This window comes from Streptomyces sp. NPDC001920, from assembly GCF_053594495.1.
Genome location: NZ_JBSFEP010000018.1, coordinates 28,297 through 50,559, shown reverse-complemented (window position 1 = coordinate 50,559; position 22,263 = coordinate 28,297). Strand labels below are relative to the sequence as shown.

Here is a 22,263-nt window from a genome sequence, read left to right as displayed (position 1 = left end):
TCGGTGCTGGATTTCTGAGCTGGAGTGCTCAGGTGGCGTAGACGGTGGAGCGATGCCCGACGTGCACGACCCACACCACCAGCTCACCGTTGTCGATCGTGTAGACCACGCGGTAGTCGCCCACCCGTAGGCGGCGCCGGTCGGGCTGAGAGACGAGAGCCGTGGTGTTGAACCCCAGCGGGTCGCTCTCCAGCTCAGTCAGCTTGGCCAGAATGCGGAGGGCCATGTCTCGCGGGACCTTGCGGAGCTCGGCCTGAGCCTCGGGTCGGAAGACGGTGCGGTACTCACTCACTGCGAGCCAGCGTCTCCCTCATGATGTCCTCGATCGGGATGCCGGGAGCCGGGTTGGCCATGCGCTCGTCGATGATTCGGTTGATCTCGCGCTCTTCCCACTCCTGGTATTTCCGGAGCACTTCGATGGACACCACGGCAGCCACCTGCTTGCCCCGGCGCGTGATCACCGTTGGCAGGTCGTCGCGGTCGGCCCGCTCCACGACCTCGGCCAGGTGTGCCCGGACATCGCGGATGGACTCTATGGGCAGCGGCTGTGTCATGGGCTCAAGAGTACCGAGTGTCGCATGTGTACACAACGGCTCATTGTCGCGCTCAGGGTGCCGGTTGAGCCGCAACTGTGCTGGATCTGTGCTGGATGCGATCGCTGGCGGGCGCGTCTGGCCCCTTCTGGGTTCCCGTGCTGACGTGGGGCTGATCCCTACCCGGTCCTCGGCGGGGTGAGCCCGTCGAGATCAAGGCTGATCTCGAATGGCACCGGCCGCTTCAGAGCGCCCCGGAAGATGCCGGCGGGCGCGTAGACGCCGGTCGGCTCGTCGAGTTCGTAGGCGTGCACGAGGGGAGCGCCGTTCTCGTCCTCGATGCACCAGTAGTGCGGGATTTTGGCTTCCGCGTAGCCTGCCGTCCGTTTCGACGTGCAGCGGGCGCCGTACCGCCGCCTCGCGGCCACGGCGTCTTCGCCAGGACCGCGGGCGTCCGGCGCCAACTCGTGTGGATGTCGGATGAGTTGGCTATACTCGCCGAGGTTGAACAGACCCTTGAAGGTGAGAGGCGTCGGTGCAGATGACCGAGCACTACAGCGCGGCGGCAGAGGTTCTATAGGGGCGCCTGGCCGGCGCTCTCCTATGGCGACGCCCTCTGGGCGGCGACGTCGCATTCCTGGACCGGTGGTGGGTGAACCCTGCCCTGGCTCAGATCGCGACGCTCTGGCAAAGCATGGGAGGGCCTTTCTTGTCTGCAACCACTTCAACCTGCGACCACCGCGTGTACCACGTGGTCGTGGTCGCGCTGATCTCCGTGATCACTGGTCTCACTGTCGGGATCGGCTTCGCCGTTCTCGGGCAGGCACCGTTCACCGCTGTTGCCTCCGGTGCGGCTGTGGCGGGGTTCGTCTTCACGGCCGGCATGGCTGCGGTCGCCTACGTGAAGCGGCAGGCGTAGCAGGCAATCGCGGGGCGGTCCTGACGGCCGCCCCGCGCCGCTCGTTCGGCGAGCCCGAGATCTCAGCCGGTGGTGGGGACGCGTGGCGGGGAGCCGCCACCACGCGGCCGGTTCATTGCGGGTCCGTGTCGGCCCGTGTGTCGAAGCGGACGGCCGCGTGGGCCGCTTCCGCGCGGGCGACCGCCTCCTGCCGGGTGTCACCGACCGCCAGGACGTAGCCCTGGCGGCTGCCGGAGCCGGTGAGCGGGCCGAGTCGCAGGCCGGGTTGCACGGTGGCCTTCACCTCGACCACGCCGGGCAGCTTCCGGGCCTCCTCGACCCCTTCGACGCCCTTCAGTACGACGTTCTCGTGCGCGAAGAAGCGGATGGCGGCGCCGCCCCCGGCCGGGGTGGGGCGGGCGGGGGCCTCGGCACCCAGGAGCCCGGCGGCGGTCGCGGCGGCCAGTCGTACGCCGGTGACCAGTTCGACCATCTCCCAGATCTGGTCCCCGCCGAAGCGCGTCTGGGTCTCGATGACGGCGAGCGAGCCGTCCTCGCGGAGCATCACCTCGGTGTGGGCCGGTCCCCAGCGGTGCCCCAGGGCGGTGAGCAGCGCGTCGGCCGTGTCCGCGACCGACCGTGCCACGGCCGGTTCCAGGGCGGCCGGCATCTGGTGTCCGGTCTCCACGAACGAGGGGGCGCCCGACGTCAGCTTCTCGGTGACCGCGACGACTTGATGGGTGCCGTCCAGGGTGAGTGTCTCGACGCTCAGTTCCCGCCCGGTGACGTACTCCTCCGCGATCACCGCGGCCCCCGTGCTCCCGGCCCGGTGCCAGGCTTCGGCGGCCTCCTCCGGGGTGCGGGCGAGGGTCACACCGCGGCTTCCGGAGCCGTCCGCCGGTTTCAGCACCACCGGGGTGCCGAGCTCGCGCTGGAAGTCCGCCGCCTCATCGGCGGCCGCGCACACCCGGTGGCCTACCGTCGGCAGCCCGTGGGCGGCCAGCAGGTCGCGCATCAGGCCCTTGTCCCGGCTGTTGCGTACGGCACGGACGGGGTTGTGCGCGATGCCCAGGTCCTCGCCGATCAGCGACGCGGTCAGCAGGTGCTGCTCGGCGAAGGACAGCACGGCGTCGAAGGGAGCCTCCCCGCGGTGCAGGGAGCCGGCCATGGTCCGTGCCCACGCCGCGTCCAACTGCTCGACGACGAACAGGCCGTCGGCGCGCCGCTCCTGGAGCTCGCTGAGGTTGGCGCGTTCCTGGATGAGGGTGATCCGCACATCGAGGTCGGCGATCGACCGGAACCCGGAGTCCTTGCCGCCGATCATCAGGAGGTGCCCTCGGCCCGCCGAGGGCACCGTCCTAGCCTCGGACGAGCGGGTCTGCACCAGATCGGACATCTGCCACACCGCCGTCATGTCACGCATGAGGTCGGTGGGCCGGTCTGCCGACAGTTCGGCCGACAGGATCTGCCAGTGCCCCTGTGCCGCGGTCCCGGCGGTCGCGCCCGGCGCGTGGTAGAGGCTGTGCCCGGCGTACGAGGGCAGCGAGGTCACGCGGTCGAAGCCGCGCAGGCCGGCGAAGACGCCGGTGTCGCGGGCGAACGGCGTGACGATGCCGAAGGGCCGGTCGCAGCGGGGCGTCAGATCCGGCTTCTCGCCGCGCAGCACCGCGGCGTAGGCGTCCATGAAGGAGATGCCGTGGGCCTGGTGGAGGACCCGGGCGCGGTGGCCGCCGGGCCGGATGCCCACCTCCAGCAGCCGGGGGCCCCGCGGGGTGAGGATGAACTCGACGTGCGCGGCGCACAGCCGCAGGCCCATGGCCCGGACGGCACCGACCGCGAGTTCCGTCATCCGCTGCCGGTTCTCGGCGTCCGCGCGGCTCGGAGCGAACCGGGCGAAGTGGTGGAAGTCATCCCCACCGAGGTCGGCGCCGGTCAGGACGTCGACGACGGGACTCTGCCACGGTGTGCCGTCGCGGTCGACGACCAGGTCCACCGAGTGGTTGCTGCCCGAAAGGAACTCCTCGACCTGCAGGGCGGTGAACCGATCCGGCAGCCCCTTGGCCCGGACGTGCTCGGCGACGCCCTGCCTGACCTGCTCGAAGACCTCGGCCGCGGCCTCGGGACCGGACACGGTGAGCACGAACAGGCTGGAGTAGAGCGCCGCCGGTTTCACCACCACGGGCCAGCCGTGCCGCTCGCCGAAGGCCACGACGTCGGCCACCGATCCGGCCCGGCCGAAGCGGCCGGTGCTGTGCTCGCCGATCCGCTCGGTGAACAGCCGGCGCATCAGCTCCTTCGAGCGCAGCGCGGCGACCTCGTCCACCGGCAGCGCGGGCAGGCCGAGTACGGCGAGGAGCCTCGCGTAGGGCTCGACGTACGCCTCCCGGAGGTTGAGCACGCAGGCCGCGTCCTGCGCACGGAGCCGTCCGGCGAGGTCCGCCAGGCCCTCGGTGCCCTCTTCCGGGTCCCATGGCAGGACCGCGTCGAAGGCTTCGTCGTCGGCGCACCAGCCGCGGGAGCGGACATCGCGGATCAGACCGACCCGCAGGCCCGACGCACGCAGCGGCTCGAACTCGCCGTACCGGGCGTTGCCGAGGAAGAACACCGTGTCGGGCGTGGTCATCGCGTCATCCCCTCATGTCCGTGTCGTCGAAACCGTAGGCCACGCAGGGGAACGATCCGGCGAGCGCGGCCACCCGCGCGGCAACCCCGCCGGCCGTCCCCTCCTCCGGGCCGGCGTGCGCCGCCCGCGCCATGAGCTCGGCCAGGTGGGCCATCTCCGCTTCCCGCATGCCGCGGCGGGTGACCTCCTGGACACCCAGCCGGAGCATCACGCGTCCTTCGACGGGGCGTGCGTTCAGGGCCAGTCCGGCCTGTACGAGCCGGCCGGCGAGTGCGTAGCCGCCCAGGCGGCCGGGCCCCTCCGGGGCTTCGAGCAGCAGTACGTGGCTCTGGCTCTCCCCGGCGGCGTCCGGTGGGCGGAACAGGGCGAAGCCCTCCTCCCGCAGCGCCGTGGCGAGCGCCTCCCGGTTCGACAGCATCTGCCGGGCGTAGGCGGCGGCGTGGACGCCCATCTCCAAGGTGGTGACGTAGTTGGCCAGGGTCGGGCCGGTCTGCTGGGAGGAGATCAGCGCCTGCCCCATGCGGTCGGAGAAGTCCCGGCCGGTGTCGGCGTCGGCAAAGGCGACAAGGCCCTTGTGCGCGCCGGGAAAACTCTTGTGCGTGTTGCCCTGGACGATGTCGCAGCCCTCGCCGAGCGGGTCCTGGAACGCTCCTCCCGCGACCAGGCCCAGCGTGTGCGAGGCGTCGTAGACCAGCAGCGCGCTGCCGCCGACGGCCGCGCGCAGGCCGCGGACCGGCAGCGGCACGAGCGGCACGCCGTGGTCGAGGAAGACCATCGCGCCCGGGTCCCGCCGCCACAGGCCGGTGAAGCCGGCCATGTCGACGGTTCCCGCCTCGGCGGACCAGGGCAGGTACGCGGAGCGGCGGCCCATCGACTCCAGCAGGGGCCGGGTGGCGAAGTGGCCGCCGTTCTCGGGCGCGATGGAGTACACCAGAGCGCCCGGGGCGGTCAGGAGCGCGAACACCGACATCGTGGCGTGCAGCCCCGACAGCGGCCGGAAGTCCACCCAGGCGGCGCCCAGCAGTGCGCGGGCGGTCCTGACCGCTTCCCGCTCCAGCCGGTCCACGCCGGGATACGCGGCGGTGAGCAGCCCGGAGCGCAGCAGCGGGTCCAGTCCGCGGCGCTCCTGCTCGTACCCGATGAGGTAGCGGTTGGCCAGCTGACCGTGCAGGGCCGCCGTGGCCGTGCGGGAGAGCACGTTCTCGAAGGCGGCCAGGTTGACCGTGGCCGCGATCCGGTCCTCGTCCGCCCGTATGCCGCCCAGCAGTTCGGTGACGTGCTCGTGGGGACGGGTCCGCTGCGGGTGCAGGACCGGATCGGCGACGGTCGGCGATGTGGTCATCCCTCGCCCCGCAGGCGGGCGCCTTCGGCGTCCCAACGGCGGCGGAAGTCGAGCGCGGCTTCCAGATACTGCTCCGGCTGGTAGCCCTTGGCGAACTCCTCGACGACGGCGGCGCCGTCGAAGCCGTAGGTGCCGAGCTTCTCCAGCGACCCCCACAGGTCGAAGTCGCCCTCGCCGATGGGGATGTGGGTGTGGTCGGCGCCCTTGATGTCCGCGATGTGGGCCGTGCGGACGTACGGAGCGACCGTGGCCAGCGCCTCGTCGTAGTCGCCGCGCGGCAGGTGGACGGTGGCGAGGTGGGGCACGTCGAGCGTCATCCAGGTGCCCGTGCTCCGGCACAGCTCTACGTGCTCCTCCGGGGAGAACACCACGTAGCGGGGCCGGTTGGCGCCCATGTTCTCGATGCAGAGCTGCACACCGGTGCGGGACAGCAGCGGCTGGACGCGGTCCAGCGAGGAGCGCAGCACGTCGAGGAGTACGTCGTTGGGCCGACGGGACATGTAGCCCGGGTGGTAAGTAACGCGCTGCACGTCCAGGTCGGCCGCGAAGTGGACGGCCCGGCGCAGGTAGTTGATGGACTCCGCGCGCTCGTCCTCGTCGGGGGAGACCAGGTCGGTGTGCGGGCCGTACCACGCGGCGTGCACCGAGACGTCCAGCCCGTGCTTGTCGATGACGCGGCGCATCCCGTCGACGATCCGCTCGTACTCGGGTCCGGTGGCTCCGAAGAGGACCTCCTGCGCCTCCTCGGCGATCTCGAACTCGATGTCGGTGAAATGCCCGGCGAGGAATTCGAGGTGCTCGACGATCTCGGCGGGGTTGTCCCAGATGTTGGTGGAGAAACCGATGCGCGGGCGGGTGGGAGCGGTCACTGGGGTGGTGTCAGTCACGGGAGGTCCCTTTCGTCAGTTCGGTACCGGGTGTACCGGGGAAGAAGTCGATGAGGAGCATGTCGCGGACGCCGGTGCCCGCCCCGGGAGAGGCGGTGACCGGTGACACGTCGTGGAAGACCCTGCGGTCGTCCAGCAGGATCGACTCGAAGGGCTCGGTGAGCCGGGCCTGGTGGATCTGCCGGCGGTCGAGGTCGTACAGGCGGGACTCGGCACCCAGCACGTCCTCGCGGCGGATGAGTACCTGTCCGACGTAGTGGTGGCCGTCCTGGTGGATGCCCTCCGGAGCGGGGTCGCCGGCCGCGTCACTGCGGGCGACCACGCGGATCTGGTGGACGCCGCAGGTGTCGCAGGCGTCCCGCTCGGCGGCCGGAAGAAGGCCCCGGAAGGCCTGTACGACGGCTCGGAGGGCGGGGCCCTCGGCCACCGCCGGGTGAAGGGTGCCGAACGTCCGGGGTACTCCGCCGACGAGCCTGTTCACCGCGTGGTCCTGGACGAAGGGGCGTGGGGGCAGGCGTTCCAGATCGGTGCCGGCGAAGCGGAACGCGTCGTAACGCCGGTATCGGTAGGGCTCGTCGGTGCCGAGGTACGGGTCGGCCGGCAGGTCGTCCCAGGAGTCCGTGAAGCGGTGCGCGGCCTCGCGCGGCACGGTGTCGAGGGCTTCCTCGATGAAGGCCGGTGGGAGGTGCAGGAACGGGGCTTGCGGGAATCCGGCGGCCGCGGTGGGCGCGGTGGGTGCTCTCAGCGGTGTCGTGGTCATGGTTCCTTGCTCTCGCGGACGGGCGGTGATCGCGGCGGTCGCTGTCGTCATGGCGGTCGCCGGTACGAACCGCGCGCGGGTTCAGGTCTGGCTCTCCGGGACGCGTACGACGAGGCCCGCGAGGTCTTCGCCGATGGTGAGCCGGCAGCCCAGGCGGCTGTTCGGGCGGCGCTCCTCGGCGGTGTAGTCGAGCAGGTCGTCCTCGTCGTCGCCGAGTTCCGGCAGGGCTGCTCCGTCGACCTCCTCGACGAAGACGTGGCAGGTCGCGCAGACCAGGCGGCCGCCGCACTGACCGACGATCCCGTCGATCGCGTCGTCCACCGCCACGTCCATGACGGTCGTGCCGGCGGGTGCGTCCACGACGGAGCGAAGGCCATCGGGGTGGAGGAAGGTGATCTGAGGCATGGTGTGAGGGGCCGTGCTCTCTGTTCGAAGGGTCGGTTGCTTTCCGGAGGGCTGGACGCTTCCGGGCCGGAGGGAAGCGGGGACGGGGTACGAGGGCGGGGTACGGGGCGGCGGTACGGGCGGACGGGCGGCCCGGGTCACTCCTGGTGTGGCGTCGCGGCAGCGGGGCCGGTCGTTCTCGTGGCACCGGCGGCGCCTGACGGGTCGTCCGTGTGCGCCGTGCCGACCGCGCTCGCCCTGTCATGTGTGCCTGTCGCCGTGTCGGTCGTGCCTGCCGTGGCGGCCGGGCGGCCCGACCACAGCGCGACGGCCGTCGCGGCGACGAACAGGGCGGCAGCAACTGCCCATGCCCACAGGTGCAGGGGCAGCAGCACACCGACCAGCAGCGCCGGGCCGACGATGCGCTGGCCCGTCATCCCCATGCTGAAGGTCGCCAGATAGCGTGCCCGGGCGGCCTCCGGTGCCAGGGCGTAGGACAGTTCCCAACTCGCCACCGAGTGGAGGTTCTCCCCCACGGTGAGGGCGACGACCGCGGCGGCGGCCAGCCCGAACGCCACCCACCGAGGCACCTCCTCGGCCAGGGCGAACAGCCCGCAGCTGAGACACAGCGCCACCGCCGTCACCTTCAGCAGCCGCAGGGAGCCGCGGACCGTGGTGGCGAAGCGGTGCAGGTACGCCTGCAACAGGATCGTCAGAACCGTGTTGACGGCGAGCAGGACGGACAGCCAGGCGTGCGGCAGGCCGGTGCGCTGCACGAGCCAGATCGGCAGCAGGACCAGGAGCAGCGAGTCGTACAGCGAAAGGACGCCGTTGGCCGCGGTGAAGACCATGAACCGTACGTTGCGGTACGGCGCCTGGACCGTGGCCCGGTCGGCGGCGGGGGAGGGACCCGCGGGCACGTCGGCGACCCGTACCGCCCACCGGGTCATCCCGGCGATCACCAGGAACGACGCCGCGTTCACCAGGAACACGGCCTGGAAGGCGAAGGGCACGTCGAGGCCGAGGGCCGCACCCGCGGCGAGCAGGCCGGCCGTGAGACCGGCGTTGCGCACCGCGCGGATGGACGCCAGGGCGCGGGTCCGCTCCTCGTCCCCGGCCACCTTCGCGACGATCACCTGGAGCAGCGGGGAGGAGGCCCGGTCGGCAGCGCACAGCAGGCAGGTGAGCACGGCATAACCGGAGAATTCCTGAACGAAAGCGTATGCCCCGTAACCCGCCGAGCGAATGCAGATAAGGACGAGATAAACGCGTAACGCGCCATAGCGATCAGCGGCATGACCCACCGGGAGTGGGCTGGCGAGGCCGAATACGGCGGCTAAGGAGAGCACGGCTGCGACATGGGTCGCCGGAAATTCCACGACGCCGACGAAATACAGCGTCGAAGCGGCCATGAAGAGTCCGTTGCCGAACGAGTCGACCAGGGCTCCGCCTACCAGAATGCGGCTGCCGCGCTTCGCGGGTGTGACTGAAGTCACGACCCGTGCAAGACGTTTCACCTGCACGAATTCCCCCGAACCGCGCCTCTATCACTATGATCACCTTCACCGTAACGGACGCTCAGGTCACTGACAAGAGTGACCTGAAACAACATCATGAACCTGTCCGTTAAGCCCTCGTATCACCCGGCGCGGGAGCTTGGTCGCACATCGCTTCAACCGCCTCTATAGGCGCTTGGAACGGCTGTCCGGCGAGACTTGCCCTCATTGACCGCCGGGGTTTCAGACCACAGAATTCGGCCCGTCCAGAACACCGCTGCCCCGGAGATTCCCTTGCCTCGCACCGCGCCCTCGCCCCACGCCCTTCTGGTCGGCTGGAAGCCGCTGGCGATCGACGCTCTCCGGGCGGAGGACTGCTCGGTCACGTGCGTGGTGAGCGCGACCGACGCGGAACGGGCCCGGGGCGCGGCCGGCGCGGAGATCCTCGTCGCAGGTGAGGCCGGAAGTGTCGAGGACGTCCTGTTCGCGCTGGCGCGGGCCGGGCTGTCCCCCGGCGACTTCGACCTGGTGACGAGCGGTCAGGAGTACTCCCTGACGACCGCCGCGGCCCTCGGCGTGCTCGGCGGCGTCCGGGCGATGCCGCTCGATGCGGCCGTCGCCCTGCGCGACAAGTACGTGCAGAAGCGGCGGATCAGCGCGGCCGGGATCGCGACCGCCCGGTGCGGGATCGCGGCGACCCCCCGGGACGTCGCCTCGGCGGCACGGCACGCGGGAGGGTTTCCGGTGGTGGTCAAGCCGCAGGCCGGTGCCGGGGCGCGGAACACCGTCCGGCTCGCCTCGGAGGCGGAGGCCGATCGGTGGGCCGCCTCGGCGGGTCAGGGCCCCTGGCTGGTCGAGGAGTTCGTCCCCGGCGCCGAGCTGCACCTGGACGGTGTCGTCCGGGACGGCCGCACCCTGGTGCTGAGCGCCTCGCGGTACCTCCGCAATGTGATCGACGTACATTCCGGGGCCCTGGTGGGGTCCGTCCGGGTCACCCCCGAGGAGGAGCCCGGGCTCTACTCCCGCGCGGGCGCTCTGACCGACCGCGCACTGGCCGCACTGGGGCACGCGGACGGGGTGTTCCACCTGGAGGTCTTCGAGCAGCCGGACGGGTCCCTGGTCTTCGGCGAGTGCGGCGGCAGGGTCGGCGGCGGACGTGTCGACGAGGTGACGCGCCGCGCCACCGGGGCCGACCTCCACCGGCACTGGGCCGCCGCGGCACTCGGCACCACGCCGCCGGCGGCCGGAACCCCGAGTGACGCGTCCTTGGGCTGGGTCTTCCTCACCGCCCCGGCGGGCCGGGTGGTGTCGATACCCGGCGAGGACCAGCTGCTGGGGCGGCGGGGCGTCGTGGCCGCCGCCGTCACCAAGGGCCCGGGCGACCTGGTCGGGCCCGTGGTCAAGTCCTTCGACCGGGCCGGCGACATCGTCGCGGTCGGCCCGGACGCCGCCGAGGTCAGGGCCCGGCTGGCGGACTGCGCGCAGTGGTTCCGCTCCAGCGTGACCGTCACCGTGTGACCTCCCACCCCACCCGGCCCGGGCGACTCACGGCCCGCGGAAGACGGCGTCGGGCGTCCGGTCGCGCGCTTCGCGTCCGGTCACGGTGTCCGGTCCGGTCCGCCACGTGGCGCGATGTGGAAGTCGAACGCGAGCGTTCCCGGGTCCAGGGCGGTCGCCCCGCCGTCGACGGTCAGCACCGCACCGTTGACATAGGACGCGGCCGGGGACAGCAGCCAGCTGATGGCTTCGCCGACCTCGTGCGGTTCGCCCGGCCGGCCCATCGGCAGAAGCCTGGTCGCCTCCTCGTAACCGGCATCCACGCTGCCGTCGTCCAGGGCCGCTTCCTCGGCGAACCGTGCCATGCGCCGGTCGGCCATCTCGGTGCGCACCCAGCTGGGGCACACGACGTTGGCACGCACGCCCTCGCGCCCGTGGTCCACGGCCACGGAACGGCACAGCTGCATCAGGGCCGCCTTGGACGCGGCGTACGGGGCGTTGCCCGGGCCGTTGCGCAGGGCGGAGACGGAGGCGACGGCCACGACCGCTCCCCGTGACCGCAGCAGGTGAGGAATCGCCGCGCGCAGGAGCAGCAGCGGGCCGGTGACATTGGTGCGGATGACGTCGTCCCAGTCCGCCAACGACAGGTCCCCGACGGTGCCGCCGGGTCCGATGCCCGCGTTGAGCACCAGCCCGTCGATACGGCCGTAGGCGGCGATGGCGGTGCGGACCAGCCCGTCGGCGGCGTCGGGGTCGCCCACGTCGGACGGATACGCCAATGCGCCGGTCTCCTGCTCAAGGCGCCGCAACGGTTCGGCCCGGCGCCCCGAGGCGACCACATGGTGGCCCTCCTCGCGCAGCAGTCTGGCGGTGGCCGCCCCGATGCCGGAGCCGGCGCCGGTCACCAGCACAACTCGCTTGTCCGTCATGGCTGTTCGGCCTTCTCTCGCACGATCGCAAATGGATCGATCGTAGCGGCGGCCGTCGTTCAGGGAGGGCGCCGGGGCCGCCGGGTCCGGCGCCGGGGCCGCGGGTCGCGTACCGCTCCAGCGAAGGTGAGGAGCGTGCTGACCCGGGCGGTGAGGTTCGCGAAGTCGGCGCCGGGACCGATCGGGTTCTCGGCTTCGGTGCGGATGACGGCGGTCAGCGCCCTGTTCGCCTCATCGGCGTACTCCTGCGCGTCTCGCAGTTGATCGATGGCGATGCGTGGACGCTGCGAAGGCCGCTCTTCGGTTCGTGGGCCGAGTCCGCCAGGGCCGCCCTTCGATTTGTGGGACCGGGGTGCGGGTCGGCCGGATCCGGTGCGTGCGGCCGGCCGGATTCACTGCTCCCGGTTCGGGCCCGGCGTGGTCAGCCCGGTGGGTGCGCGGCGGTGTCCGCTCCCCCCGTTCCCTGCGTGTGCAGTTCCAGTGCGGCCGTCAGGTGGATCTGGGCGTCCAGCCACGCGGGGACGGCGGCCGTCGCGCCGGCTCGGTGGAGGGTGGCGTGCAGGTCGTCGATCAGCCGCGCGGCGGTGCGCAGGCCGGTGCGGTGCAGGGTCGCCACGCTGTCGGTCAGGCGGGTGCGGGCCGGGGCGGTCAGGCGGCGCAGGCCGTGGTGGGCGGCTTCGGCCAAGGCGGCGAGCGCCGACTCCAGTGCCGTCGTGATCGGGTCGGCCGACCGAGGCGGGGCCGCACCGAGCGACGTGTCGCCGTCCCCCGGGGCGAGGTCGGGGACGACCACGCCCGTGCCGGTCAGCACGGCCAGCGGGTCCAGCACGATCCGGCCGTGCGCGCGGCCCAGCATGCCGCTGACGCAGTGGACGTCCTCGTCGCCGAGGGCGGCGGCGAGCGCGTCCAGGCCGCCGGGGCACAGGGGGTTGTAGGCGGCGAGGACCAGGACCTCGTTGCCCGCGTGGTCGCGTACGACCGCTTCCAGGCGCTGCGCGGCCGGGTCGTAGCCGACCGACTCCACGGACGACACCTCGACCACCCGCACGGACTCGGCCTCGACGCGCGGGCGGATCATCCGGGGCGGGCGGGTACCCGCGGCCCGCAGGTGGGCGGCGGTGTCGCGGACCAGCAGGCCACCGGGCAGGTCCCGCCAGGCGGAGCCGAGCGGGGTGACACTGGTGGCGGCGACACGGCCGCGGGAGATGGCGACGGTCCGGTCGGCGGCGCGTGACGTGTGCTCGCTGACGACGTTCGCCGCGGCGAGCGTGCGCAGCGGGGATCCGAGCAGCCGACGGCCGGACAGCTCGTGCCCCGTCGGCAGCCGGCCCTCCGTCAGGTCCCAGTGCTTGCGCAGCACCAGGGTGATCCCGGCGTCGGGGTGGGCGAAGTACGTCTCGGCGGTACGGACGCCGTGGGCAGCCCCGTTTCGTCCCGCCGCGCCGCCGATCCGGCAGCCGAGCGCCACCAGCCGCACCCGGCGCAACGGGGTCTGCGGTGCCTCCTTGGTGCCCAGCACCCCCACCGGGTCGTGCGCGGCGGCCCGGTGCCGGGCATGGAGTTCGGCCAGCAGCAGGGCGAACCGCTCCGCCTCGTACCCGGACCCGCGCGCGGCGTACGCGTCGAGCTGCCCGCGCAGTTCGGCCACCACACCCGCGGGCCAGTGCAGGCAGGCGCCGGTCAGGGACCGCTGAGCCCGGGCGAGGGACCCGGCGAAGACCGGGCCCGCCTGCTGGACGCCGTCCAGGAGGAGCTCGTCGGCGAGGGCCAGGGCGGCGCGCAGGACCTCCTCGGCGGGTCTGGTGGGAGTGGTGCGACCACCGACGCTCACCTCCGTCACCCCCGCGGCGTCCCCGGCCCGGAACGCCCACACCGCCAGGACCACGACCTCGCCGCGCACCGCGGCGGACGCGTCGGTGAGGGCGTAGCCCAGCTCGCGGGGGACCGGGAAACGGACGGTGCAGGTGGGCAGTTCGACCCGTGGAGCCGGATCGTCGGCGGTGGGGCGGTGCAGCCGGGCGACGTAACCGCGCTCACTGACGCGCCGCGCGGCGGCCAGCGCGGCCCGGCCCAGCGCGGCGGCCAGGGCCTCGTCGTCGAACTCGGCCGGCGACCAGTCGGCGAACCCGTCCGCCTCGCCCTGCGCGACGGCGGACTCCGTCTCGGCCGCGGACCCGGCCCGAAGTCCGGCCTCGGCGTCGCGCTGGTACGCGAGCACCACGCCGATGCGGTGCCGGCACACGCCCGTCGCCCCGCAGCCGCACCGGGTCGCGTCCAGGGCGAGACCCGGCGGAAGGGCCGTGTCCGTTCCGTCGGGGAAGCGACCGCGTACCGTGCCGTCGTCGGCGACGGTCACCGTCGGGCCGGAGCCGGCCATCAGGTCCTTCTCCGCGCGCTTGACGAGGCCGCGGTTGGCGAGCGAGGCGAGTGTCTGCGGCGTCAGGGCCAGCAGATCGGCGCGTACGGTCACTGCCCCTGCCCTCCCCGGCTGACCTTCTCGGCGACGAACTCGGCGAGCCCGCCCGGAGTCATCGCGCCCACCGGGGCGCCCACCGCGGCCAGCCGCCCCGCGAGCCCTCGGTCGTACACCGGGTCGGCGGCCTCGTCGAGCGCCGCGAGGCACAGCACGGTCGTGCCCTGCTCGACCAGCGCGCGCACGGTGTGGACCAGGCGGTACGGGTCGCCGCCCTCGTAGAAGTCGGAGATGAGCGCGACGATGGTGCGTCGCGGGTTCTCGACGAGTGAGGCGCCGTAGTCGACGGCTCGGGCGATGTCGGTGCCACCGCCGAGCTGAACCCCCATCAGCACTTCCACCGGATCGGTCACCTCGCCGGTCAGGTCCACGACCTGGGTGTCGAAGGCGACCAGGTGGGTCTTCAGCCCCGGCAGGCCCCACAGGCAGGCGGCGGTGACCGCGGAGTGGATCACCGAACCGGCCATGGAGCCCGACTGGTCGACGAGCAGGACGAGTTGCCACTGTTCGAGGTGGCGCCGGGTGCGGGAGTGGAAGTGCGGACGCTGGATGAGGACACGGCGTTCCTCGGGCTGGTAGTGGGCGAGGTTGGCCCGGACGGTGGTCCTGAAGTCGAAGTTCCGGGCCAGCGGCAGTCGGCTCGGGCGGCGGGAGCGGGAACCGGTGAAGGCACGGCGGACCTCCGGGCGCAAGCGCTCCGTCAGCTGCCGTACGACCGTCTCCACGATGCGCCGGGCCGCGGTCAGGACCTGCGGGTTCATCAGGTGCTTGGTGCGCAGGACGGCGCGCAGCAGGGTCTGGCTGGGTTCGACCCGGGCGAGTACGTCCGGGTCGGTGACGATCTCGTCGATTCCGTACTGCTCGACCGCGTCCCGCTCCAGCCGCTCCACCGTCTCCTTGGGGAACAGCCGGTGGATGTCGTCGAGCCAGTCCACCGCGGTCAGCCGGGAGGGCCCGGTGCCGCCCTCGCGGGGCCCGGCCGAACCACCCCGGCGCACCCCGCGGCGGCGCAGGTCCTCGTCACGACCGTAGAGCCAGTCGAGGGCGGCGTCGCGGGCGGCGGCGGCGCCGTGCAGCGGGCCGGTGCAACGTTCGGCGGGGGAGCCGAGGATCAGGCGCCAGCGCTCCAGGGCGGGGTCGGGGGCCGCGGGCGGCTGGGCCGGTGCGGTGCCGGAGGCCGTGGGCGGCTGGGCCGGTGCGGTGCCGGGGGACGCAGGTGGGCGCTCCGGTGCGGGGTCCGGGGAGGTGAACGGCCGCTCGGGCGTGGGGAAGTTCATCGCCGAGCCCCCGCTCCCAGGCCGTGGCGGTCGAGCAGTCGGGACACGTTCTCCTCCAGGGCCGAGGCGCGGGCGAGCAGCAGCGGGTCGGCGGTGGTGCGCAGCAGCGAGCGGGCCGAGCCCTGTCTGCCGCGCCGCTGGAGCAGGCGTTCGGCGATGCGTTCGCGTTCCCGCGGCGGGAAGAAGGCGAAGGCCTGGCGGAGCGCGGGCAGTCCGGCGAGGAAGTCCTCGTCGGTCAGCGCCGAGACGATGCCGTCCAGTACGTCGATCAGGGGCTCTTCGCCGTCCGCCGCACCGGCGGTGACCTCCTCGCGGGCCAGCGCGAACAGGCCGGCGAGCCAGTCCCCGAGGGTGTCGGCGGCGGTGACGGCCAGGGCCCGTACGGCCGTCGTCGCCTCGTCCGGGCGGCCCAGGGCCCAGCGCAGGCCGAAGGCGGCGCCACGCAGGTCGGCCGGGGCCCGCCCGTCCCGGCCGATACGGGCCGCGGCCTCGGCGGCGGCCTCCCGGGTCACCGACAGCAACTCCGGGGCGTGCAGCAGCGCGTCCCGGGCGGCCGCCAGCGCGCGCAGCCGGGACAGGTCCACGCCGGGGCCGCCGTGCAGGCCCTCCGCCAGCCAGAACACACGGTCGGCGGCGCCCCCGACGACGCTGCCCAGCAGCCGGCCGCGCGCCACGCCGAACACCCGGTCGTGCCGCCACAGGCCCAGCGCGGCCGTCAGCACCTGGCCGAGCGGGCCCAGTTCGGGAACCTGGCCGACCTGCCGCGCGAGGACGTCAAGCAGCTCCTCGCAGAGCGGCCCGACGCCGCACAGCACGGCGTCGAACAGCAGCCCTGCGAGCGCCCCCGCCTCCCGACCGGCCTCGCGTGCCCGCTCCCCGAGCACCACCGAGGCCGCCTCGTCCAGCCGCGCCCCGTAGGCGCCCGCCTCGATCAGCGCTGCCTCGCGCCCGCTCGCCGGTCCCGGCTCCCAGCGCTCGGTGAACACCGGGTCACCGCCGTCGGCCGGGCCCGCGACCCGCGTGAAACCCGGGATGCCCAGCACCCGCAGCCGGTGCAGGACCTGACTGCGGGCCAGCCCGGCCGGGTCGGAGAGGTCGAGGGTGACCGGTCCGTCCGGCTCGGTCAGGCCCAGCCGGGCGAGCCGCTCGGTCACGTCGCCCACCAGCGGAGGCATGGGCGTGTCCGGGTGCAGCCGGCCCTCGGTCCCACCGGTGCAGGCGGCGACCATCTCCACGACCACCGGATGCGTCCCGGCGCCGAGCGTGCCCCTGCCGGTCCACGGCAGCGGCTCCTCCAGGTCGTCGCCGATCAGCGCACCGGCGAGGCCGTCCAGGACGTCGACCCTGGTCTCGCAGGGGTGACCGCGCAGCAGCGCGAGCCCCCGCGCCAGTCCCCGGGCGGCGATCAGGCCGGCCGTGGACACCGGGACGCGGCGGGCGCGCAGCCGCTCGGCGACGGACCGCAGCAGACCCTGCGCGGCCGTGTCCGGGCCGCCCTCCCACAACCGCTGGTAGTAGCCGGGCGAGGGCATACCCGACTGGTAGCCCGCGAAGGCGTCCAACTGCCGGAAGGAGTACGGCACCAGGAAGCTGCCGCCGAGCGCGCCCTCGGGCGGCGCGGGAACCGTGGGCCAGTCGGATCCGCCGCCGGCCGGGCGTGACAGCGCGCGCAGGGCCGGCTGGTGGAAACCGCCGGTCACCACCAGGACGGGCCGCCCTTCGGCGCGCGCCACCGCGGCACGCACCCAGGACGCCATGTACTCCTCGCGCGCACGGTCGCCGGGATCGGCCTCGCCGTCCCCCCGCACCACCTCGAAGTAGGCGTCCAGGCGCGCCCGCAGTCCGTCCGGGTCGGCCACGTCGGTGACCTCGAACAACCCGTCCCACAAGGCGTCCACCGAGTCCACCGAGAAGTGCGCGCACAGCCGCCGCGTCGCCTCCGCGTACCTCGCCTCGGCATCGGCGTACCGGTTGGTCCGCCGCTCGCCGCGCGCCGCGAACGCCGGATGCCAGGTCGGCAGGTCGATGAACCGCACCTGGGCACCGGCCGCGCGACCCTCCCGCAGCGCGATCCACTCGGGTGAGTAGTCGCACAGCGGTGCCCACGAGGTCGCGACGCGCGTCTCGTCCCGGTAGTGGCTGAACACGGCGACCGGCAGCCGGTGGCCGAGCAGCAACTCGTCCAGCCGGCCGTTCATGTCGGCCGGTCCCTCCACGAGGACGTACGCGGGCCGCAGGTCTTCGATCGTCCGGCCGACCAGCCGGGCGCAGGCGGGTGAGTGGTGTCGTACACCCAGGAAGACGACGGACTCGGCAGCGGGCCGGACCGCGCTCTCGGAGACGGACGGCATCAGTCCGCCAGCAGGTGCCGTGCGTCGTGCAGCGCCTGCCACTGCGCGCCCTTGCGGCGGGGCACCTCCTGCTCCAGGAAGCGGCGCAGCCGGGCGAGGTCCTCCGGGCTGTCCTTCGCGGCCGTGCCCGCGAGGCTCGCCACCACGTCGGCCGCACCGCCGGGCTCGCCGCGCAGGTACCAGCCCCGCACCCCCACCGCGTGTGCGACCGACACGGCCTCGGCGGTGCTCATCACGGTCGACATCCGCTCACCGCGCTCGGCCGTGCCGCGCAGCTCGCGGAAGGTGCCCACCAGCACCTCCAGCACGTCCCGGCGCGGTGGCGCCGCCACCCCGGACTGCCGCAGCAGCGCCGTGGCCTCCGCCTCCACCAGGGCCAGCTCGGTGTCGAAGTCGGGGATGGGGAAGACCGTCTCGAAGTTGAAGCGACGCTTGAGCGCGGCACTCATCTCGTTGACGCCCCGGTCGCGGGTGTTGGCGGTGGCGATGACGTTGAAGCCCTGGCGGGCGAAGACCATGCCCTGCGGCCCGTCCAGCTCCGGGATGGCGATGACCCGGTCGGACAGCAGCGACAGCAGGCAGTCCTGCACCTCCAGCGGGCAGCGGGTGATCTCCTCGAAGCGCACGATCCGTCCCTCGGCCATGCCGCGCAGCATGGGCGCGGGGACGAGGGAGCGGGGCGAGGGGCCCTCGGAGACCAACAGGGCGTAGTTCCAGGAGTACTTGATCTGGTCCTCGGTGGTGGCCGCGCCGCCCTGCACGGTGAGCGCGGAGCTGCCGCTGACGGCCGCCGCGATCAGCTCGGACAGCAGTGACTTCGCCGTGCCCGGCTCACCCACCAGCATCAGGCCGCGGTTGGTGGCCAGCGTCACCAGGGCCCGCTCCACCAACGAGACGTTCCCGACGAACTTCCGGCTGATGCCCGCCCGTTCGTCGCCGACGACGAAGCGGCGCGCGGCACGAAGACTCAGCTGCCAGCCCGGCGGACGTGGATCGCCGTCGGCCGCGCGCAGGGCGGCGAGCTCGTCGGCGTAGCGGACCTCGGCGGGCGGGCGCTGGAGCTGCTCCTCGGCGCCCACGCCGGCGGTGCCGTGCGCAGCGGTGGTCACTTCGCGGTCACCTCCGTCAGGTCGGCCAGGATCTCTGAGGCCGCGACCGGGTCGAGACCGGCGAAGCGGTGCGGGAACCGACGGCTGCGCTCGTAGTAGTCGTCCGGCCTGGTGTCGAGCCACACCGCCCGGAAGGTCTGGTCGCCGAGCCCGTCGACCCAGCCGACCGGGATGCCCGGATCGAGGTCGATCACCAGATACACGCCGTCGTCGACCCGCTTGGAGAACCAGCGCTCCACGCCCGCGTCCTGCGGTACGCCCCGCTCCCAGCCGCGCTTGGTCAGACCGAGCAGCTTGCCGACCGGCACGGTCGCGCCCTCGAACCGGGTCAGCCGGTGGCTTCCCGCCTCCTCCTCGGTGACCGTGTGCACGGCCCGGCCCAGCTGAGGGAACGGCTGCAGGATCTCGTAGTCGGCGAACAGCTCCGACCAGGCGCCGAGATCCTCACCCAGGTGCAGCGGGTGGGCGACGCGGATCCGCGCCGCATCGGGCGGCGTCAGCTCGTCGTCGTCGACGTCCGCGAACGTACGGTCCTCCGCCACCCGGAACGCCGTCACCTCGCCGTCCACCTCACTGAGCCAGACCAGCCGCCGCACCAGATGCCACAGCAGCGGATGGGCCACGAACAGCTCCCGGAACTCCTGGACCGTCCAGGAGCGCCCCCCGACCATGGCCGCCTCCAGCCGCCGCACCTGGTCGCCTGCGACGGTACGGACGTCCTTCTTCAGCGCGGCGAACCGCTTGCGCTCGGCCGGCGCGAGGTCCGGGTCGTCCTTGGCGCCGGGGGCGGGCAGCGCCTTGCGGGGCTTGCCGTCGGCATCGCGGACGTACGGCCGCAGCTGCTCGTCGAAGCCGACGGTGAACTGCCGGGTGCCGTAGTCGATGACGGTGCTGCCGTGTGCGTCGAGGCCGAAGTCGGGGACGAGCCGGTCGCCGAGTTGCTCGGCCGTCAGCCCCAGTGCCTCGGCGACCTCGGTGATCTTCTCCTGGGCGCGGACCTTCAGGGCCTTGAACGGCACCCGCTGGGCGATGCCGTGCAGATGCAGCAGCGCCACATCGGTACCGATGGCCGCGAGGACGTTCAGCCCCTCCACGGCCCGGTGGTGCGCGCCCTCGCCGGGCCAGGCGCGCAGGACGGGAGTCAGGCGCCGCACGGTCTCGTCGTCCCCGAACCAGCCCAGCGCGTGCAGCGCCCAGCTCTCCTTGGGAGGCATCCCGGCGAGCCGCCACTGCTCGAACAGGCCCCACACGAAGGCGGCCAGGGAGTCGGCGGTGCAGTGCTCGGTCAGCACGTCGAGGCCGGGGTAGACCTCGCCGGGCCTGGACAGCGCCAGTAGGGTGACGGCGTGCCGCACCGCGTCGGCGGGCAGTGCGCCGCCCTCCTTGAGCAGGATCTGCGGCAGCAGCGCGGGCTCGGCCCAGGCACCGACGACCGGCATACGGGCCGGGAGGGCGCTTTGCAGCGGGTCGGCGGCCAGCAGCTCCCCGACGATGTCCGCGGCCTCCTGCCCGCTCCCGGCGGCGGCCTGGAGCACCGCGTCACCGCCATGGGCGTCCGCCAGCAGCCGCAGCGCCTGCTCGGCACCCCGTCGCACCGTGCCGGCCCTGCCCACCGCGTGCGGCACGAGCACCGGTACGGCCGCCAGCGCGTGCCGCGCCAGCCATGAGCGGGCCGTTGCGTCGGCGGACTTCAGCCGCGCCAGCCAGTCGCACACCAGCGCGGCGACCTCGACGTCGACGTACGGCAGGACCAGCGTCCCCAACGTGGCCGGGTGCCGGGCGGCGGCGCGCAGCATCAGCGGCAGGGCGTGCACCTCGTGCCTGGCCGCGACCGGCTTGAGAGTGGCCTCGCCGTCCCAGTAGTCCTCCGGGGCGCAGACGGCCAGCAGCGGTCGTACGACGTCCTCGGGACCGACGACGAACAACCGGGCGTCCCGGACGTCCTTCAACTGCCCGCCGTTGCGGAGGGTCTCGATCTCCTTGGCCCAGCTGTACCGTTCGCGCCACCTGGCGAACCAGGACCGGGTACCGGCCCACTCCTCCCGCTCGCCCGGCTGCCAGCGGACCTGCGGCTCGGGGACCACCGGCACCCCGGACGCCACGCGGGCCTTGCGGCCCGTGCGCTTCCTCGCCCACGGCGGGTCGACCAGCAGCGCGGGCAGCGCCCTTGCCGGTGCCTCGGCCACCCGGTCGGAGCTGGTGAGCAGGGCCTCGACGAGGGCGGCGACCTCGGCGGGGAGGCCGGGCAGCACGACCGTGGTCAGGCGCTGGTGCGCCTGGATGTGCGCGGCCAGCAACTGCTTCGTCATCGACGCGTTCCTGCCGGAGCCGAGCGCCGCCCGGCCCAGCAGGCGCAGGGCGCGGACGGGGTAACGCCGCATCGCCTCCAGCAGGCTCGGACGCACGTGCTTGTCGTCGACGCGGCCGAGGAGGATCTCGAAGGCGTCGTCCGAGGGCAGCTCGACCAGCGCACCGGCGATGCTCTTGGTGCGGTCGGAGCCGTACGCGTCCTTCAGCGCTCGCTCCAGCAGGGGCGCGAACGCCTTGCCGGTGCCCTCGGCGAGCGTGGCGATGAACGCCGGTGTCCAGGTGTTCCACTGGGGGTTCAGCTTGTCGCCGAAGTGGTCGAGCTGGGCCGGGGAGTGCAGGGAGCACAGCAGCATCGCCTGGAGCGTCGGGTCGTCCGTGACCTCGCCCGTACAGCACTCGTCGACCCACTCACGCTCGCCGGGCGCCACATAGGACGCGATGATCCGGTGGCGCACGGTCTCCCGGCACCGGGCGAGGGCGGCGACGGCCTCCCCGTACGCCTCGTCGTCGGCGACCGCGAGCAACGCCCGCAGCCGGTCGGCGAAATGACCGCGGGCGCGGTGGGTGTCGACCAGGCCGTCAGGGTGCCGGAAGCTCAGACGGGGATCCTCCCGCTTCCCGCCGTACTGCATCCAGTGGGCCTCGATGTCGAAGTACTCCACGACCGCCCGCGCCGCGAAGGCCAGGCCGTGGGCCCTGACCCAGGCGTCCACGAAGGTCCCGTCGGGGAGCCGGTAGTGCATGGTCACCGCGGCCAGGGCGGCCGCACCGAGCGGGCTGGGGCTGCCGTGGAGATGTGCGCGGACGGCCGCCACGATCTGCGGGTCGCTGCCGCGCGCGGCGAGCATCTGCTCGACCCACTCCGCCTCCTCCTTCAGCCGCTGCGCCACCAGCTCCTCGGCGTCCTCGCGCGGCGCGGCGCCGCCGCGTCGGGCCCCGCCCCGCCTCGGGTACGCCAACCTCCGCCAGGAGGCGGGCACTTCGAAGCTCTCCTCGTCCGGCAGGACCACCTCGTCCGGTGCGACCCGTTCGACCTGCTCGGGCCGGTCGGCCTCCACCGCGGCGTCGCCGGACACCTCCCGGTACCCCTTGCGCTCCTTCTCGGCGATCACCTTCGCCAGATACCGCTGCGCGGCCTCGGCCGAGTCGAACTCCTTGGCCTGTGTACGCCCCTGAGCGCCGACGCGCCCGTAGCGCACGGTGACAGCGGCGCCGAGAGCCTTCGCCTCCCAGAACTTCGCCGACCCCTCCCCGACAAACTCCCAGCGCCGCACGGCCCCTCCCCCTCGCCGGCCCCCCGGCCGGTGATCGTTCGATCAAGTGGCCGTCACAGTAGCGGGGGGCACTGACAACGTCCCGTCGGCGAGGGCAGGAGGCGTGCCAGGCGGGGCCGG

At 73.1% G+C, this 22,263-nt stretch carries 16 protein-coding genes and 1 pseudogene; 2 read left to right on the top strand and 15 right to left on the bottom strand.

Annotated elements, in window-relative coordinates:
- Nucleotides 1-28: 28 nt before the first annotated feature.
- From ACWCPI_RS28255 to ACWCPI_RS28245, 3 genes and pseudogenes are all read right to left on the bottom strand, one after another.
- Nucleotides 29-292 carry a type II toxin-antitoxin system RelE family toxin gene (locus tag ACWCPI_RS28255; RefSeq protein ID WP_451040794.1) on the bottom strand — a complete coding sequence of 88 codons (264 nt, stop codon included), beginning with the start codon at nt 290-292 and terminating at the stop codon, nt 29-31.
- The gene (locus ACWCPI_RS28250) at nt 285-554 is read right to left on the bottom strand and encodes a type II toxin-antitoxin system Phd/YefM family antitoxin (RefSeq protein ID WP_019757277.1); all 270 of its coding nucleotides are present in this window, start codon (nt 552-554) and stop codon (nt 285-287) included. The genes ACWCPI_RS28255 and ACWCPI_RS28250 overlap by 8 nt, the downstream gene beginning before the upstream one ends.
- 158 nt (nt 555-712) lie before the next feature.
- Nucleotides 713-907, bottom strand: a pseudogene (locus ACWCPI_RS28245) (Uma2 family endonuclease); the annotation flags it as partial.
- Between the two features lie 383 nt (nt 908-1,290).
- On the opposite strand from ACWCPI_RS28245, the gene ACWCPI_RS28240 reads away from it, so the two are divergent.
- The gene (locus ACWCPI_RS28240; RefSeq protein WP_451040793.1) at nt 1,291-1,452 is read left to right on the top strand and encodes a hypothetical protein; all 162 of its coding nucleotides are present in this window, start codon (nt 1,291-1,293) and stop codon (nt 1,450-1,452) included.
- 112 nt (nt 1,453-1,564) lie between these two features.
- Here ACWCPI_RS28240 and ACWCPI_RS28235 read toward each other — a convergent pair whose 3' ends face one another.
- The 6 genes from ACWCPI_RS28235 to ACWCPI_RS28210 all read right to left on the bottom strand — a co-directional run bounded on the left by ACWCPI_RS28235 (nt 1,565) and on the right by ACWCPI_RS28210 (nt 8,923).
- Nucleotides 1,565-4,054, bottom strand: coding sequence for an ATP-grasp domain-containing protein (locus ACWCPI_RS28235; protein ID WP_451040792.1), 2,490 nt, complete (start codon nt 4,052-4,054; stop codon nt 1,565-1,567).
- A 4-nt stretch (nt 4,055-4,058) separates the two neighbouring features.
- The gene (locus tag ACWCPI_RS28230) at nt 4,059-5,396 is read right to left on the bottom strand and encodes a hypothetical protein (RefSeq protein ID WP_451040791.1); all 1,338 of its coding nucleotides are present in this window, start codon (nt 5,394-5,396) and stop codon (nt 4,059-4,061) included.
- On the bottom strand, nt 5,393-6,283 hold the full coding sequence (locus ACWCPI_RS28225; RefSeq protein WP_388802334.1) for a sugar phosphate isomerase/epimerase family protein: 891 nt from the start codon (nt 6,281-6,283) through the stop codon (nt 5,393-5,395). The genes ACWCPI_RS28230 and ACWCPI_RS28225 overlap by 4 nt, the downstream gene beginning before the upstream one ends.
- Complete coding sequence (locus ACWCPI_RS28220) at nt 6,276-7,043, bottom strand: 2OG-Fe dioxygenase family protein (RefSeq protein WP_451040790.1); 768 nt, start codon at nt 7,041-7,043, stop codon at nt 6,276-6,278. Before ACWCPI_RS28220 ends, ACWCPI_RS28225 begins: the two co-directional genes overlap by 8 nt.
- Before the next feature lie 81 nt (nt 7,044-7,124).
- Nucleotides 7,125-7,448: a 2Fe-2S iron-sulfur cluster-binding protein gene (locus ACWCPI_RS28215; protein ID WP_388802328.1), complete on the bottom strand. Its 324-nt coding sequence runs from the start codon at nt 7,446-7,448 to the stop codon at nt 7,125-7,127.
- Nucleotides 7,449-7,585: 137 nt separating this feature from the next.
- Nucleotides 7,586-8,923 carry an MFS transporter gene (locus ACWCPI_RS28210; RefSeq protein ID WP_451040789.1) on the bottom strand — a complete coding sequence of 446 codons (1,338 nt, stop codon included), beginning with the start codon at nt 8,921-8,923 and terminating at the stop codon, nt 7,586-7,588.
- Nucleotides 8,924-9,217: 294 nt separating this feature from the next.
- Here ACWCPI_RS28210 and ACWCPI_RS28205 point away from each other — a divergent pair, with 294 nt between their 5' ends.
- A complete protein-coding gene (locus ACWCPI_RS28205; RefSeq protein ID WP_451040788.1) occupies nt 9,218-10,441 on the top strand; it encodes an ATP-grasp domain-containing protein in 1,224 nt (407 codons plus the stop codon).
- Nucleotides 10,442-10,521: 80 nt separating this feature from the next.
- On the opposite strand, the gene ACWCPI_RS28200 is transcribed toward ACWCPI_RS28205, so the two are convergent.
- From ACWCPI_RS28200 to ACWCPI_RS28175, 6 genes are all read right to left on the bottom strand, one after another.
- Entirely contained in the window at nt 10,522-11,349 is an 828-nt protein-coding gene (locus ACWCPI_RS28200; RefSeq protein WP_451040787.1) for an SDR family NAD(P)-dependent oxidoreductase, read from the bottom strand.
- Nucleotides 11,350-11,770: 421 nt separating this feature from the next.
- On the bottom strand, nt 11,771-13,819 hold the full coding sequence (locus tag ACWCPI_RS28195) for a hypothetical protein (protein WP_451040786.1): 2,049 nt from the start codon (nt 13,817-13,819) through the stop codon (nt 11,771-11,773).
- Nucleotides 13,816-15,099 carry a VWA domain-containing protein gene (locus tag ACWCPI_RS28190; protein WP_451040785.1) on the bottom strand — a complete coding sequence of 428 codons (1,284 nt, stop codon included), beginning with the start codon at nt 15,097-15,099 and terminating at the stop codon, nt 13,816-13,818. Before ACWCPI_RS28190 ends, ACWCPI_RS28195 begins: the two co-directional genes overlap by 4 nt.
- Entirely contained in the window at nt 15,096-17,450 is a 2,355-nt protein-coding gene (locus ACWCPI_RS28185; protein WP_451040784.1) for a DUF5682 family protein, read from the bottom strand. Before ACWCPI_RS28185 ends, ACWCPI_RS28190 begins: the two co-directional genes overlap by 4 nt.
- The gene (locus ACWCPI_RS28180; RefSeq protein WP_451040783.1) at nt 17,450-18,559 is read right to left on the bottom strand and encodes an ATP-binding protein; all 1,110 of its coding nucleotides are present in this window, start codon (nt 18,557-18,559) and stop codon (nt 17,450-17,452) included. The genes ACWCPI_RS28185 and ACWCPI_RS28180 overlap by 1 nt, the downstream gene beginning before the upstream one ends.
- Nucleotides 18,556-22,143: a DUF4132 domain-containing protein gene (locus ACWCPI_RS28175; RefSeq protein WP_451040782.1), complete on the bottom strand. Its 3,588-nt coding sequence runs from the start codon at nt 22,141-22,143 to the stop codon at nt 18,556-18,558. The genes ACWCPI_RS28180 and ACWCPI_RS28175 overlap by 4 nt, the downstream gene beginning before the upstream one ends.
- Nucleotides 22,144-22,263 lie beyond the last annotated feature (120 nt).

Bases quoted from the DNA above. Each gene is read 5' to 3' on its own strand.
- ACWCPI_RS28250 (WP_019757277.1), bottom strand. From the start codon at position 554: ATGACACAGCCGCTGCCCATAGAGTCCATCCGCGATGTCCGGGCACAC.
- ACWCPI_RS28235 (WP_451040792.1), bottom strand. From the start codon at position 4,054: ATGACCACGCCCGACACGGTGTTCTTCCTCGGCAACGCCCGGTACGGC.
- ACWCPI_RS28230 (WP_451040791.1), bottom strand. From the start codon at position 5,396: ATGACCACATCGCCGACCGTCGCCGATCCGGTCCTGCACCCGCAGCGG.
- ACWCPI_RS28220 (WP_451040790.1), bottom strand. From the start codon at position 7,043: ATGACCACGACACCGCTGAGAGCACCCACCGCGCCCACCGCGGCCGCC.
- ACWCPI_RS28215 (WP_388802328.1), bottom strand. From the start codon at position 7,448: ATGCCTCAGATCACCTTCCTCCACCCCGATGGCCTTCGCTCCGTCGTG.
- ACWCPI_RS28200 (WP_451040787.1), bottom strand. From the start codon at position 11,349: ATGACGGACAAGCGAGTTGTGCTGGTGACCGGCGCCGGCTCCGGCATC.
- ACWCPI_RS28190 (WP_451040785.1), bottom strand. From the start codon at position 15,099: ATGAACTTCCCCACGCCCGAGCGGCCGTTCACCTCCCCGGACCCCGCA.
- ACWCPI_RS28185 (WP_451040784.1), bottom strand. From the start codon at position 17,450: ATGCCGTCCGTCTCCGAGAGCGCGGTCCGGCCCGCTGCCGAGTCCGTC.